The organism is Actinomadura rugatobispora (assembly GCF_055379765.1).
Genome location: NZ_AP029191.1, coordinates 11,094,870 through 11,109,221, shown reverse-complemented (window position 1 = coordinate 11,109,221; position 14,352 = coordinate 11,094,870). Strand labels below are relative to the sequence as shown.

Annotated in this window: 10 protein-coding genes and 1 pseudogene; 8 read left to right on the top strand and 3 right to left on the bottom strand. The window is 70.0% G+C overall.

All coding sequences use genetic code 11. The annotated features are described in order from the left end of the window. Window positions 1-397: 397 nt before the first annotated feature. A complete protein-coding gene (locus tag ACZ466_RS49790) occupies window positions 398-1,486 on the bottom strand; it encodes a tyrosine-type recombinase/integrase (protein ID WP_378283734.1) in 1,089 nt (362 codons plus the stop codon). Between the two features lie 424 nt (window positions 1,487-1,910). On the opposite strand from ACZ466_RS49790, the gene ACZ466_RS49785 reads away from it, so the two are divergent. Beyond that, complete coding sequence (locus tag ACZ466_RS49785) at window positions 1,911-3,215, top strand: coiled-coil domain-containing protein (protein ID WP_378283733.1); 1,305 nt, start codon at window positions 1,911-1,913, stop codon at window positions 3,213-3,215. A gap of 168 nt (window positions 3,216-3,383) precedes the next feature. After that, window positions 3,384-6,450 (top strand): annotated as a pseudogene (locus ACZ466_RS49780) (Tn3 family transposase). A gap of 57 nt (window positions 6,451-6,507) precedes the next feature. On the opposite strand, the gene ACZ466_RS49775 reads toward ACZ466_RS49780, so the two are convergent. Further along, the gene (locus tag ACZ466_RS49775) at window positions 6,508-7,110 is read right to left on the bottom strand and encodes a TetR/AcrR family transcriptional regulator (RefSeq protein WP_378283732.1); all 603 of its coding nucleotides are present in this window, start codon (window positions 7,108-7,110) and stop codon (window positions 6,508-6,510) included. 147 nt (window positions 7,111-7,257) lie between these two features. On the opposite strand from ACZ466_RS49775, the gene ACZ466_RS49770 reads away from it, so the two are divergent. From ACZ466_RS49770 to ACZ466_RS49745, 6 genes are all read left to right on the top strand, one after another. Beyond that, window positions 7,258-8,007, top strand: a complete 750-nt coding sequence (locus ACZ466_RS49770; RefSeq protein ID WP_378283730.1) for an NAD(P)H-binding protein — start codon at window positions 7,258-7,260, stop codon at window positions 8,005-8,007. Between the two features lie 305 nt (window positions 8,008-8,312). After that, entirely contained in the window at window positions 8,313-9,041 is a 729-nt protein-coding gene (locus tag ACZ466_RS49765) for an SDR family oxidoreductase (RefSeq protein ID WP_378283729.1), read from the top strand. Between the two features lie 187 nt (window positions 9,042-9,228). After that, a complete protein-coding gene (locus ACZ466_RS49760; protein WP_378283728.1) occupies window positions 9,229-10,620 on the top strand; it encodes a Fic family protein in 1,392 nt (463 codons plus the stop codon). 148 nt (window positions 10,621-10,768) lie between these two features. Then, window positions 10,769-11,461, top strand: a complete 693-nt coding sequence (locus ACZ466_RS49755) for a recombinase family protein (RefSeq protein WP_378283727.1) — start codon at window positions 10,769-10,771, stop codon at window positions 11,459-11,461. Next, window positions 11,458-11,598: a hypothetical protein gene (locus tag ACZ466_RS49750; RefSeq protein ID WP_378283726.1), complete on the top strand. Its 141-nt coding sequence runs from the start codon at window positions 11,458-11,460 to the stop codon at window positions 11,596-11,598. Before ACZ466_RS49755 ends, ACZ466_RS49750 begins: the two co-directional genes overlap by 4 nt. Before the next feature lie 436 nt (window positions 11,599-12,034). Beyond that, entirely contained in the window at window positions 12,035-12,220 is a 186-nt protein-coding gene (locus ACZ466_RS49745) for a class I SAM-dependent methyltransferase (protein WP_378283725.1), read from the top strand. Between the two features lie 1,687 nt (window positions 12,221-13,907). Here the strand turns inward: ACZ466_RS49745 and ACZ466_RS49740 are convergent. Beyond that, window positions 13,908-14,339: a hypothetical protein gene (locus ACZ466_RS49740; RefSeq protein ID WP_378283724.1), complete on the bottom strand. Its 432-nt coding sequence runs from the start codon at window positions 14,337-14,339 to the stop codon at window positions 13,908-13,910. Between the last annotated feature and the right edge of the window lie 13 nt (window positions 14,340-14,352).

Here is a 14,352-nt window from a genome sequence, read left to right as displayed (position 1 = left end):
AGGCACCGGCTCGCCTTCTCCGGCCACGCCTCCGTCGCCAGCCTGGCCGCCACCACCGCGTCCCACCCGACGCCCTCACCCGCTGGCAAGCTCACCGCGAACTGGACCACGATCGCGTGAACCTCATGACAGCTTCCTTACCGACAAGCCGTGCCGTAGGCGGGGCGGATCAATGCCAGCACGACGCTGGAACGCCTGGCGTTGGAGGCGCCCCGCGTAGCCGGACACCTCGCCGTGGCGAAACGGATGCTCCCCGCTGTGGACGATGGACCTGCTACGCGCCTGACCTGGCGCGCAGCCAGGCCAGATGATGCAAAGGAGCCCGCCGACCTGGGCCGGGATCGCTGATGGAGATTGGTGAAAGGGCCACCAGGCAAGGGCGCGGGCCCTCTGGTGCTCAACGGTCCGCATCTGGCATAGCGCCTGCGGGCGGAGCGCCGGATGGGGTCGGGACACTCTCGAAGAGGGCGGTGGCCCGTTGGACGTGGGCGAGGGCGCGGAGGTCGCGCTGGCGGCGTGACCAGTAGGCGATGGTGGTGGCGGGGTTGAGGTGGTCGGCGAACTCCTGGACCTCGGCGAGAGGGACGCCGGCGTCGAGCATGTGGGTGATCCGGGAGGCACGCCACACATGCGGGGTCAGGTGCCGCTCGGGCAGCACACCGGCGGCTTGTCCCAGCCGGGCGCAGATACGACCGACATCATGGCGGTCCAGTCGCCGACCTTGGCCGTCCAGCAGCAGCGGCCCGCTGGTCCGGCCGCCGATGTGACCGTTGAGCAACTGCACGCAGCGCTGGGGGAGCGGCAGGGCGCGCGGCTTGCCGCCCTTGCGGGTCAGTTGCAGCAGGGTGTGCTCGCCGTCGTGGACCAGGTCGGTGACGTCGGCGGCGCACAGTTCCGTGACACGGCCGGCCAGGGTGTACAGCAGCATCACCACCAGCAGGTCCAGCTCGTCGCGGGCGCAGGACGCCACCGCGCGGACCTGTTCGACCTCCAGCACCGGCGTGGAGGTGGCGGTGTTGCCAGGGGCGATGTGGGGCCGGTCGTCTTCGGTGACGGGGTTACGGGGCGGCGGGTCCAGGTGCCCGGCGGCGTAGGTATGCAGGGAGGACAGGCAGGCGACGTAGCGGGCGATGCTGCGGGCGGCCACTCCCGCGTTCTCCTGGCGCAAACGCCACATCCGCACGTGCTCGCGGGTCAGGCTGCCGACGAAGAAGGCCGGATGACCCACCTCACGGGCCAGCGGGGCCCAAACCCGGCGCAGGTCGTCGACGTAGTTGCGCTTGGTGGCCGTGGAGGCGCGGCGGGTGCTGCTGAGCCAGTCCAGCACGAGTGCGAAGGTCGCGGGCGTGCACGCCTCGGCCAGTAGGTCCAGACGCCGACGGTAGATACGGCGGGGGCCGACGCGGCCGACCTGTACCTGCCCGAGATCGGCGTCGAGTTTGGCCAGCGCGTCCCCGGCCAGGGGCACCCCCGGAGTGGCCGGCACCCCTCCCCGCTCCCAAGCCGTCACGGGGACGGCGGCCGCAGGCGGGGGAGCGGAGGCACTCGCAGCCGGGCGCGGAGCCGGACCTGTGCTGCCTGGGGAGGCACCCTCGGTCGGCGCCGGGCGCAGCGTGATGCCCTCCAGCGGCCGCTCGGGAGCGAGTTCCTCGTGCGGGAGCGCTGATCGCTCGCCGCCCGCGCGTGGGAAGAGTGCGGCCCCGTCTTCCGTCGGCACGTCAGGCGTCACGGCTGGCGGTCCGGTACATGCCGGGCTGACGGGCCGGGACGGCGGGCTCTGCTCCCGCGCTGACCTGGAGGTTGATCACCAGAGGAGCCTAGCGCATAACCGCGATTATGTGCTGCCTCGATTTACTCGAGAGAAAATGAGATCCCAGCTTTTCATTTCTTCTTCCAAGGAATATGCGACCATGATCGACATGATGCGACCTGACGACCCGGCGAGTCAGACCCCGGCAACCCCCGACGAGGACGCCCGGCCGACGGAGACGACGGCACCGGAGGAGCGGCGCGAGGGCCGGAGACTGCCGCCCGGGGCCGACCCGGCGGCGCCGTGGGGGCGCTGCAAGCACTGCGACACCCCGTTGCCGCGGCCGCCCAAGGCCCGTGGCCGGCGCCCGGAGTACTGCCCCGCCGAACGTGCCCCCGACGGCCAGGTGGTCAAGGACTGCCAGGCGGAAGCTCACGCCACAGGCCGCAACCCGGCCGCCGCCGCGGTCAAGGAGCCGCTGGCCGCGCTACGGGCGGTGCTGGCCGGAATCGCCGCCGACGCACGCGCCCGCGCCGCCCGCGAAGCCGAGGCCGCCGAACGCGTCGAGGAGATCATCGCTACCGTCGTGGACCGCAACACCGCTCTGGAACAGCAGGCGGCACAGGCTGACGAACGCGCCCGCGATGCCGAGGCGGCCCGCCGTCGCGCCGAACAGGGGCATGACAGCGCCCGCGCCGCCGCTACGGCAGCCGAGGGCGCGCAGCAGCGCGCCGAGGAGCGTGCGTTCGCTGCCGAACAGGTCGCCGGTGCCGCCCGCGCCACCGCCCGCGCCGAGGCCGACGCCCGCGCCGGCGCCGAGGCCGTAACCCGCACCACCCAGGAGCAACTGGACGCAGCACAGCAGCGCCTGGAGTCCAGGGAACACGAGCTCCACCAAGCCCGCACCGACCTGGAACAGACTCGCCACAACCTGGAACAAACCCGTGTACTTCTGGACCAAACCCGCACCGACCTGCAGCACGCTCTCGACCAGGCGCGCCAGGAGCATCAGGCCACCCGCACCGAACTCGACCGGCAGACCGGCCGACTCACCGAGACCCAGACCCGGCTCACCGCCACCACCCAGGACCTGACCGCCGCGCAAACCGAACTTGCCCGCCTAGGCGCCGCGCTCACCACCGCCGAACAGGCCGGCCGCGCCGCCGCCGACCGCGCCCGCCAAGCCGAGGAACGCGCCGCGCGCGACCATGACGCGGCCCGCGACAGCCTCACCCGGACCGTCCGGCTCGAGGCCCAGATCGACACGCTCACCCAGGACCGCGACGCCGCCCGCGATGCCGCGTCCAGGCACCTGGAACGCGCCGCCCGCGCCGAGCACGCCCTGACTCTCGCCGCTCAGAGGCCACCGACGACACCGATCCCACCTGTGTCGGCGCAGGATGAACACAACGACCCGCCAGCAGATCGCGCTGGCTCGGGGCAAGGCGAGGGTGGGCGCGAGTGATTCAGCCCTGCTTGATCGAGCAACAGGTAGGACACCGGCCTCGGGGAACATCGGTACAGCGGTTATCGGTGAGAACGATCATGGCCGTCTAGCACAGTGATCCACTTCGTCGCTGGGGTTCGGTGAAACGCCTCCGGGCCCGGTCCGGGGCTGGCTACGGTCCGGCTCGTGCCGGTGGAATTTCTGAGCGATGAGCAGGCTGAGGCGTACGGGACGTTCGCCGAGGAGCCGACGAGGCCCGAGCTGGAGCGGTTCTTCTTCCTAGACGACGTGGACCGGGACCTGATCGCCCTGCGGCGGACGGAGCATCACCGGCTTGGCTTCGCGCTCCAGATGTGCACGGTTCGGTACCTCGGCCTGTTCCCGGAGGACCCGCTCGCGGTGCCGTGGCCGGTGATCGAGCACCTGGCCGTGCAGCTCGGCATCGAGGACCCGTCGGTGGTCAAGCGGTACACGGAGCGGCGTCAGACGCTGTACGACCACGCGTGGGAGATCCGGGACGCCTACGGCTACCACCCCTACGAGGACGGCGAGTGGGGCCGGCGGTTCCGTACGTTCCTGCACGGGCGGGCGTGGACGCACGCCGAGGGGCCGAAGGCGCTGTTCGACCACGCGGTGGGCTGGCTGCGCCGTCACCGGGTGCTGCTGCCCGGGGTGTCCGTGCTGGCTCGGCAGGTGGCGGAGGCGCGGACGGTCGCGGAGAAGCGGCTGCACGCCACGGTCGCGGGCGCCGCCCGCCGCGCGGACCCGGCGCTGCCCGGGATCTGGTGGCGACGCTGAAGACTCCGGAGGGTTCCCGGTTCTCGGAGCTGGAGCGGCTGCGCCGGCCGCCGACGCGGACAACGGGCACGGCGTTCGCCCGCGCGCTGGAGCGGGTGGACGAGATCGGCGCGTACCGGCTCGGGCGGCGGAACCGAAGCGCACGGCGATACTCACCGCGGTGATGCGGCACCTGGAGGCGAAGGCGATCGACGAGGCCCTGGACCTGTTCCAGGTCCTGATGGCCACCCGGTTGCTGAACACGGCGAAGCGCAAGACGGAGAAGGAGCGGCTGTCGACGCTGCCGCAGTTGGAGAAGGCGTCACGGCTGGTCGCGCGGGTGGCGAAGGTGCTGTTTGAGGAGCTGGAGCTGGTCGAGGAGCAGGAGGCGGACTTGGACGTGGCCGCGCTGTGGGCGGCGGTGGAGGAGGTCGCCCCGTGCGCCGCCGTGATGACCGCGGCGGCCACGGTGGTCTCGTTGGTGCCCGAGGACGAGAACTCGGCCGAGGTCGCCATGCGGGCCGCGCTGGCGAACCGGTACGCCACGGTGCGCCCGTTCCTCGCGTTGCTGGGCGAGTCGAAGGCGCTGGACGCGGCGAGCGCCGGGAAGCGGGTCCTGGCCGGGTGCGCGGCCTGCCTGCGCTGGCCCGGCGGAAGGTGGGGGTCAAGCCGCTGCTGCCGCGCGAGGTGGACGACAAGCTCGTGCCGCCCGCGTGGCGCAAGGCGGTGTACGCCAACCCGGACCTGCCGCAGGGCGCGGTGGACCGGGACGCGTACGTGGTGTGTGTGCTGGAGCAGCTGCACCGGGCGCTGAACAACCGCGATGTCTTCGCCTCGCCCTCGCACCGCTGGTCCAACCCGCGGGCCCGGCTGCTGGACGGGCCCGACTGGGACGCGGTCGAGGAGGACGTCCTGGCGGCCCTGAGCCTGGACATGCCCGTGACCGAGCACCTGGCGGAGCTGGCGCGTGGCCTGGACGCCGGATGGAAGCAGCTCGCCGAACGCCTGGAGGAGGCGGGGCTGGCGGCGAAGGTCTCCATCGAGGTGCAGGACGACGGGCGGGTGAAGCTGAACGTCGACAAGCTCGGCGCGCTCGGCGAGCCGAAGTCCCTGACCTGGCTGCGTCAACGGGTCGAGAAGATGCTCCCGAAGATCGACCTGCCGGACCTGTTGTTCATCGGCCGGGTGCCTCGGTTCGAGGTGAACGCCTGGACCGGGTTCCTCGACACGTTCGTGCACCTCGCCGACGGCACCACCCGGATGAAGGACCTGCCTACCTCGGTGGTCGCGCTACTGGTGTCCGAGGCGTGCAACATCGGCCTGGCGCCGGTGGTGAACCCCGGCTACGAGGCACTGACCCGGGCCCGGCTCGTGCACGTCGACCAGTACTACCTGCGCGCCGACACCATCGCCGCGGCGAACGCGCGGCTCATCGCTGCCCAGGCCGACATCCCGATCGTGCGTTACTGGGGTGACGGACTGCTCGCCTCCGTGGACGGGCTGCGCTTCCAGGTGCCGGTGCGCACCATCAACGCCGCCCCGTCGCCGAAGTACTTCGGGTTCAAGCGCGGCGTCACCTGGCTCAACGCCGTCAACGACCAGGTCGCGGGGATCGGGGCGGATGGTCGTCCCCGGCACCCCGCGCGACTCCCTGCACATCCTGGACGCCTTGCTGAACCTCGACGGCGGCGTGAAGCCGGAGATGGTGGCGACCGACAACGCCTCCTACTCCGACATGGTGTTCGGCCTGTTCAAGATCCTCGGCTACAACTTCAGCCCGCGGTTCCGCGACCTGGACGACCAGCGGTTCTGGCGGGCCACCATGCCCGGCGTCCAGACCGGCACCTACGGCGCGGTGGAGGACCTGGCCCGCAACCGCGTGAACCTGAACAAGGTGATCACGCACTGGCCGGACATGCTGAAGGTCGCCGGTTCCCTGGTCACGAACCAGGTCCGCGCCTACGACCTGCTGCGCATGTTCGGCCGCGACGGACGCCCGACCCCGCTCGGGGCGGCGGGCGCGGAGTACGGGCGGATCGCCAAGACCGAGCACCTGCTGCGGGTCGTCGACCCGGTGGACGACACCTACCGGCGGCAGATGAACAGGCAGCTCACCGTGCAGGAGTCCCGCCACAAACTGGCCCGGGACGTGTGCCACGGCAAGCGCGGCACCATCCACCAGGCGTACCGCGACGGCATGGAGGACCAGCTCGGCGCGCTCGGCCTGGTCCTCAGCGCCATCGTGCTCTGGACCACGAAGTACATCGACGCCGCCGTCGCCCAGCTCCGCGCCGAGGGCCACGAGATCCGTGACGAGGATGTCGCCCGGCTGTCCCCACTCAAACACCGCAACCTGAACCTGCTCGGTCGCTACAGCTTCACCGCCTCCGCCCCGGCCGCCGGTGCCCTGCGCCCGCTGCGCGACCCGGACACGCCGGAGCTGGACGAGGACGAGGACGGAAGCGGCCAGGAATAGGCCCCGTCCGGCCAAGCGGTCAGCGACCAGGAAGGCGCGAGTCGGTGGGGCCTTCCCTTACTTTCGGGAGCGGCCGGCGGGCGGGGTGGCCAGTCCGTCCAGGAGCAGTCTCACCACCCGGTCGGTCTGGGCGTGGGACTCGGGGGTGTCGGGCAGGTCCCACACCCCGCACAGCGCCAGCAGAACGTCCCCGCCCTTGACGTCGGAACGGGCGTGCCCGGCGGCCGCCGCCCCGGCGATCAGCCGGTCCAGGGCCTGGACGGTGACCTCGTAGGTCTGTTCCAGCAGTTCCTCGCCGGTGAGGGCGGCGGCGCGGAAGGCGTCTCCCAGGCCCGGGCGGGTGCTGCCGTAGCGGGCCAGGCGGTGCAGCCAGCGTTGCAGGGCCTGTTCGGCCGGGAGGGTGGCCGCCAGTTCCCCGGCCTCGTCTGCGAGCGCGGTCATCTCCTGGTGGTGGACGGCCAGGATCAGGGCCTCGCGAGTGGGAAAGTGCCGGTAGAGGGTGGCGATGCTCACCCCGGCCTGACGGGCGACCGCTTCCAGGGACAGCTGCGATCCCTTCTGCGGCAGCAGTGCGACGGCGGCTTCCAGGAGCTGGTCGCGGTTGCGTCGGGCGTCGGCTCGCAGCGGCCTGGCCTTGGCCGCGGTGGTGGTGGGTTCCATGTGTTCTCCCTCGGACCGGATGGCCGTGCCCGGATGCACACCAAAGCCTTAAACGTAGGGCCCTTCGTTTAGTGTACCGTCGAATGAACCGAAGGGTCCTACGTTTAAGGCCTGTGTGCTCAACCGTGCTCAATGAAGGGATCTGACATGACCACCATCGCTGTGACCGGCGCCACCGGACGCCTGGGCGGACGCATCATCGAGCGGCTGCTCGAAGCCGGGGTGGCCGCCGCCGACATCGCGCCGCTGGTGCGCACCCACGACAAGGGCGCCCCCTGGCGCGAACGCGGCATGGACGTGCGGGTGGGCAGCTACGACGACCCCATCGCCCTGACGGCGGCGCTGGCCGGGGTCGACAAGGCCGTGCTGGTGCCCCCGCCGTCGCTGGACAACGCGGTGCGCGTCCACCAGCAGCACCAGGCGGTGCAAGCCCTGCACGCCCTGGACATCTCCCACCTGGTGCTCGTGAGCCTGGCCGACCCCGAGCGGCGGCCCTTCGGTCTGGAGGACGTGGACCTGGCCACCGAGCACATCATCCGGGCGACGGGGCTGCCCTTCACGTTCATGCGCAACAGCGTCTACATGGACGAGCTGGGGCCCGAGCTGGGGGTGGCCGCCAAGACCGGTGAGCTGGTCTCAGCGACCAGGGACGACCTGGCCGTCCTGCTTGGCGAGGTGACCGACCGGACCATCACCCACCGCCTCGCCTCGGCCCAGGAAACGGTGCAGGCCCTGACCGACGGCGGTATGGACGCCCAGCACGCGGACATGATGGTCGGCTCCTTCCACGCCGCCATCGCCAAGGACATCTTCGACACCACCTCGGTCGACGTGCAGGAGTTGACCGGCCGCTCCCCGGCCGTGTCGGCCGAGCTTGTGCGCCGCCTCCTGGGCTGAGCACGACCCGACCCGAGGCAGCCCGGCCCTGTTTCCCCGGTGCCCGAGAGGGACCAGCCCTTTCCAGGCACCGGGGCCCTCAGCGGGAAGGCGCCCCGCCCCTGCACTGCGGCCGGTACTTCCGACGGCACCGGGCGGTGTGCGACGTAGGCCAGCACCCGACGGACATCCGCCTCGGGCGTGGACCCCCACCTGGACGCGACCGACACGGGCAACGGCCTGCACCGTCGATGACTGAAGCATCCCTCACCGTCGCGCCGGCCCCGGCTGGATTCATGACGAGATCTACAGAAAGCCAGCGAACCATGCACATCACCGATCAGGTCGCCCTCGTTACCGGCGCCAACCGCGGTATAGGCCGCCAGTTCGTCCTCGAACTGCTCGAACGCGGCGTAAGCAAGGTATACGCGGCGGTCCGCCGCCCCGAGACCGTCGACTTCGGCGACAGTCGGGTGGTGCCTCTACGACTGGACCTCCTCGACCACGAGTCGGTCGCGGCGGCAGCCAGGACCGCCAATGACGTGACCCTGCTCGTCAACAACGCCGGCATCTCGACCGGCGCCTCCCTCATTACGAGCGACCTCGCCGAGGTGCACCGCGAGATGGACACGCACTTCTGGGGCACGCTCAACGTGATCCGCCAGTTCGCGCCGGTCCTGTCGGCGAACGGCGGAGGCGCGATCGTGAACGTCCTGTCCGCGCTGTCGTGGTTCGCCACCGCCGGCACCGGCGCGTACGCCGCCGCCAAAGCCGCCACATGGAACATGACCAACGCAGTACGCCTTGAGCTCGCACCCCAGGGCACCCACGTCCAGAGCGTGCTCTTCGGCGTCGCCGGCACCGACCTCGCGACGGACGGCTACGACGGACCCATGACCGATCCGCGCGAAGTACCCCGCAGCTCCTTCGACGGACTGGCCTCGGGAGCGATCGAGGTGATCGTGGACGACACGACCGCGATGGTGAAGGAAGCGCTCGCCGGTGACCCCGCCGTCTTTTACACGCAGATCACCGACAAGCTCGGCATCAGCTGAGCACAGCGACAGGCGCCCTACGGTCGCCAAGAGGAAACGGCGTCCTACTCCCGAACGTGTCCCCAGCCGCCAAGTGTCAATCGCGGGTCCAACTCGACGTGCTTCAGCTGGCGGACAGCCCGCCTCGTACTGTTGATCTGGGAAATCCATTTGCCCAGGTGCCGGGTGGGCGTGGCAGGCTCATGTGGTGATCGTTGATCTGGCTCCTCGCTTTCTGAGCTGGGACGAGGTGGACCCCTCTCGTCATCCGTTCGACCGCTCGTCGGTAGCGCAGGCGGTGGACGCGCTCGGGCCGGCTCGGCGTGTACCTCGCCGTCCCGAGGTCCCCTTCGCCGACCCGGCGATGAGTGCCTGGAACCACGGCGAGGGCAAGCTCTGGGCGGACGCCATGTCGCACGCCCTCGCTGAGCGTTTCGGTCGTTGGACCGTGGGCTGGCGCTGGGCCCACGACGAGGGGGACTTTGACGGCGGCCCGGTCGGTAGCTGGTGCTGCCCGCAGCACTCGATCACCACACCGGAGGAGACGCTCGCCCGTGTCGTCGCGGCGCTGTGCGAGTGGCGCGCGTGGCTGGAGAGTCTCGCCGGCTGGTTCGAGGCCTACCCGCTGGAGTCGACCGCTGTCGCCGACCAGCGGATCCTGTGGGAGCAGGCCGCCCGGAACCTGATCTGGCAGGTCGTTGACCGCACGGGCCACGGCAGCGGCTGGCACGGGCACTGCGGGCAGGTACTCACCTGGTTCCTCCAACGCTGGCACGTGGCAGCCGACGTCGCACAGGCTCTGGTCGCCGAAGCGATCGGTGGGCGATTCCACAGCTGGACCAGCCCGGAAACGGTGCTGGTCGACGACGTTGCCGAACGGCTCGCCCTGTCCCTACCACCGGACGACACCCCACATCCCTTCGAGCCCGACTCCTGCGGGCCCGCCTCGGACCACCTGGAGCGCTGGCTTGCGGCACGTGATTCCGTGCCTTGGCGAGACGCCTCGGACGGCGGTGGGGACGACCCGGTGACCCCGTCCCGTGACGGCGCGGTAGAAGACATCCGCGCCTTCGACGGCGCCATAGACCCCGCCCGCGCCGAAGGCCTACTCGCCGCCCTGGAGTTGGTCCGGACGGACGCGACGCGCGGTGCCTCCCTCACCTTCGAGCGGCTCCAGGGCTGGCAGCAGCACGTCCTCAGCACACCTCAGCCACCCCCGTTTCGCAGCTCGCCCGCCCTCGCCAAAGGGGGCCGCGAACACTACGGCATCGGTTCGGACACACGCACCCGCCTCGATGCCTGCCTCGCGGAGAGCGCGCACGACAGCGAGCGTCCACTCTCCTTGACCGCCCGCGCGGCACGGGCCTATCTCGACATCTGCTTCTTTCACCCCTTCGACGACGGCAACGCCCGCGCCGCGTTCCTCGCCCTCATCTTTATCCTCGCCCGCGAAGGCGTCGCGCTTGATGACGTCAGCCTGCTTCGACGCGTAAGCTTCCACGCCGACGACCCCCAAGACCCGCTGATCCTCACCCGGTACATCAACACCCACCTCTCGCAGACCCGACGCACACTTTCCTCTCAGGGGTGGCGGAAATAAACCGTTTGCCGACAGGTGGCCGGCGAGTCCAATGAACCCCTGCAATCCGGGGGTTCGCGGCGGCCCGAAACCAATCAGATCCGATGGTGATTGATGACAGGATTTGACGACAGATAGGCTCCGATCCTCCGCACGGAAGGGGCCCTCGGTGGCGAACCTGGTCTACAAGCGGGTCTCGACCGACCAGCAGTCCACCGCCCGGCAGGACCTCGTCCTTCAGGAGGCCGGGATCGAGGACCCGGTCTTCTTCAAGGAGGACCCGGGCACCTCCAGCCGCCTCCACCCCCTCCAACGCCCGAAGTTCCGCGAACTGCTCACCTACGCGCGGCCGGGCGACACCGTGCACATCTCCGAGATGTTCCGCCTCGTGCGCGGCAACCAGCACATCCTCGACGTGCTCGACGTCCTCCACCGCGACCGTTTCGCCCTGCGCATCCACGACGGCGCGTTCTCCGCCATGGACCTCACCGCCCGCCACCCCCGCACCGGCGAGCTGCTGTCCACCGTGAAGTTCATGGTGCAGACCCTCGCCGCAGCCGGCGAACTCCAATGCGACCTCCAGCGCGAGCTGACCTACGACGGTCTGCGCGCCGCCGAGGCCAAGGGCGCGAAGGGCGGGCGCCGCCCCGCCGTGGCGGCCACGACGACCGACGACGTACGCACCGCGTACCTGGAAGGCCGCTCCAACGCCGCCCTCGCCTGCGACCACGGCGTCAGCCGCGGTGCGATCCGTACCGCCGTCGCCGACCTCCTGCCCGACCACACCGCCATCGAAGAGGACGCGCCCGCCCCGGAGCTGCCGGTCACCCTCGACGCGGCCAGGGCTACACCCTGCGCGTGACCGCCGTCCCTGCGGTGCACCGCCAGCTCCTCGCCCGCTGCCAGCCGCTCGACGGCGGCCAGGGCCTCCCCGCAGTCCCGGCCCAGCGCAAGGCCCGCAGAGAGTACGAGAACCGCGTCAGCGCACTCACGCCCTGATCAAGATCGTTCTCACCGATAACCGCTGTACCGATGTTCCCCGAGGCCGGACACCGTCCGGGATGCCTGCTCTCCTGTGCGGCAGGTCAAAGCCACTGTCACGCAACAGGCGGGCGCCCACCCTGCGAAAGTGCTGGGTCGTCCCTGGCCGGGCAACGGCGGGGGCGGCGGGCTGGTCGTCTCCGGAAAGGAGTGCGGTTCGGAAAGCCGGTCCCGTCTACGCGCCCCGCCCCAGCCCTTCGGCCGTCAGGGGGTGCGACCCCACTCAACATGATCAACGGCCGCGGGCCCGGGGCGTCGTGGCCGGCCCCTGCGCTGGACGTGCTGTCGCGTAGTACGCGATGTTGGCCCCGCCGAAGACGTGGCCAGCCGCCGGGTCCTGGGCGCCTGTTGCGGCCTGGGTTCCCTGTCCGCGGCACTACGTGAACGCAGTGCAGTGGTCACCGGCATCGACGCCAGCGCCGGGATGCTGGCGTTGGCAAGGCGGCGGCTCGGTGACGACGTAGCCCTGCACGCGGTCGACCTGAGCGACCGCCTGCCGTTCACCGACGGTGCGTTTCGACGACCTGGTCGCGTCGCTGGTGCTGCACTACTGGCGGACTGCGGCCAGCTGATCGCGTAGGTGGACCAGCCTTTTGTGGCCTCCAGGACCCTCAGCCCGACTACTTTGCGACCACCAGCTTCGACTGGACGTTCAACGGGCAGTCCGCTGCACGCGATGGCCGATGCCTTTACCACTGCCGGTTTACGCCTGCCGTCATCAGGGCGCCGCAGCCCGCCCCCGCCGCCCGTGAGCTGTTCCCCGACGACCTCCATGACCCTTTGACCAAAACCACCTTCCTGTTCTTCGTCGCCGGAGTGCCGCCGTGGGCTACCGGCTCGAACGACTAGCCAGTCGCGGATCACGACGTTCCAGGACGCACCGCGGTGGCGTGGTGGAGGGCGGCCGTCATGGTGCACTACATGGCCGGAGAGGTGGCGCCGGTACGGGGAGCGGGCGCCGACTTCGTGCAGGACCACTTCCAGGGCGCCGCATCCGACAGCGCCGCCCATCATCCACGGCCGCACCAGCCCCGCGCTGGTCCGAGTGCCAACCTGCCGCGCCCCGTTCACCGGTCACCTGCAGCACGGAGCCAGAGTTTGATCAAGGCACCGATGACGGTGCCGTGGAAGATGTAGGCGCGTTCATCGAACCTCGTGGCCACAGCCCGGAAGTTCTTCAGGGCGTTGAGAGGGCCCGGACTGGTGAGCTCGCGTAATCAACTGTCGCGTGTTCTCGGGCCTGGCTGGGGGGTTGGTGGTCGCCGTGAGGTCCCCTCGTAGCACGGACTGCGAGGTCCGGTACTGTGCCTCGAAAGCGACCGGACTCGGCATTCCCTCTCAACGGCTTCGCTGCCCGCCCCCACTAAACGCGCGAGGACAAGTGCGACTGACAGCCAGCGACCTCACGCTTACAACTTGCGGGGACAACCGGCTGAGAGAACCTCCTTGAGAAGGTGTCGGATCGGTGGGGTCGCGTGACCAACCGTCGGGAGTTCCTTGGAATGGTGGCTGTGGCCGTTTTGGCCTCAGCGACTCAGGGCGGTCTCCCGCATTACATGCGACAGCTTCTCGGGATTGCACACGTGGTAGGCGCCGGTGACGTAGCCGCTCTCGACCCGCACCGCCGCCACACCGTCGATCTTTCCATTGACTCGGACGAGCAGCCCCGGGCCACCTTGTCTGCGCCCACGATGGGCTGCGGCAGGGCATGTTTGACTCCGCCGCCTTCACTCTGGGCGTCAACATCGAGGACTTGGACTTTGCTGGCCAGCGGTGCCGGGGTGAAGGCCAAGGGCGCCCGTGCCAAGACTCGTCGTCGCAGGCAGGCACTCGTAGATGTGGTGCTGGAGACGGTGTATTGGGACGCCGGGACTGCGCGGCTGGTGCCATGCCTTTTGCGGGGCCGCACTCGTCGGCCGATGTTTCTCACCCACTGCTGTTCCGGGGCCGGGCAAGGTGCTCGGGCCACGCGATGGTTGCCCAGACAGCGGCTGCACGCGGCTGTCCTGCGGGCAACTGGACGCCTACATCGCGTTCGGCTGTCCGGGCAGCACGGGTTTCGGTATTCGGCAATGACTCATCTGGATGAGGGCGGCGTGAGTCTGCTGATGCTGATGGCCAGGTCCCGGCACAAGAAGAGCGAGAACGTACGCCGCCACTTTCAGCCTTCGGCGGGCGAGCACCCGACTCCTCGGCCTGGTGGGCGGCTCAGGTAAACGGGTTCGCGGCGCCGGTCGGTGCGCCGCGACCCGGTGGGAGGGGCGGGGCTATCCGCCTGGGGTGGCGGCGGCCGCCTTCTTTTCGTTCTCGCGGTAGATGGTGATGAGTTCCCGGAAGCCGATACTGGGATATTCGGGCTTGGGCTGGATGCCCCATCTGTCCTTGGCGGTGGTCTGGCCTTGGTGGGCCGCGGGGCCGCCGAAGGGCGGGCCGCTGAGCGGGTAGGGGGACTTGCAGTGGAAGGTGGGGTCGTTGTACATGACCTGGTGCATGCCGCTGCAGATCTGCTGCACCGACAGCGTCGGCCAGCCGTACCAGACCAGGCTGAAGGGGAGCGTGAACGCGCCTTCGAGGACCAGCGCGAACAGCAGCACGTAGCAGATGCGCCGGATGGTGGTGTGCAGCCGCGCGGTCGTGGCCGTCGTGCCGAGGGGGAAGTCCTTGTTCTCGGGCTGCGCGGATTTCTCGGACGTGGACATTGTGCTGCCTCGT

Excerpts from the sequence above, each read along its gene's own strand:
- ACZ466_RS49765 (WP_378283729.1), top strand. The coding sequence starts at position 8,313 with ATGCACATCACCGATCAGGTCGCCCTCGTTACCGGCGCCAACCGCGGT.
- ACZ466_RS49770 (WP_378283730.1), top strand. The coding sequence starts at position 7,258 with ATGACCACCATCGCTGTGACCGGCGCCACCGGACGCCTGGGCGGACGC.
- ACZ466_RS49740 (WP_378283724.1), bottom strand. The coding sequence starts at position 14,339 with ATGTCCACGTCCGAGAAATCCGCGCAGCCCGAGAACAAGGACTTCCCC.
- ACZ466_RS49785 (WP_378283733.1), top strand. The coding sequence starts at position 1,911 with ATGATCGACATGATGCGACCTGACGACCCGGCGAGTCAGACCCCGGCA.
- ACZ466_RS49775 (WP_378283732.1), bottom strand. The coding sequence starts at position 7,110 with ATGGAACCCACCACCACCGCGGCCAAGGCCAGGCCGCTGCGAGCCGAC.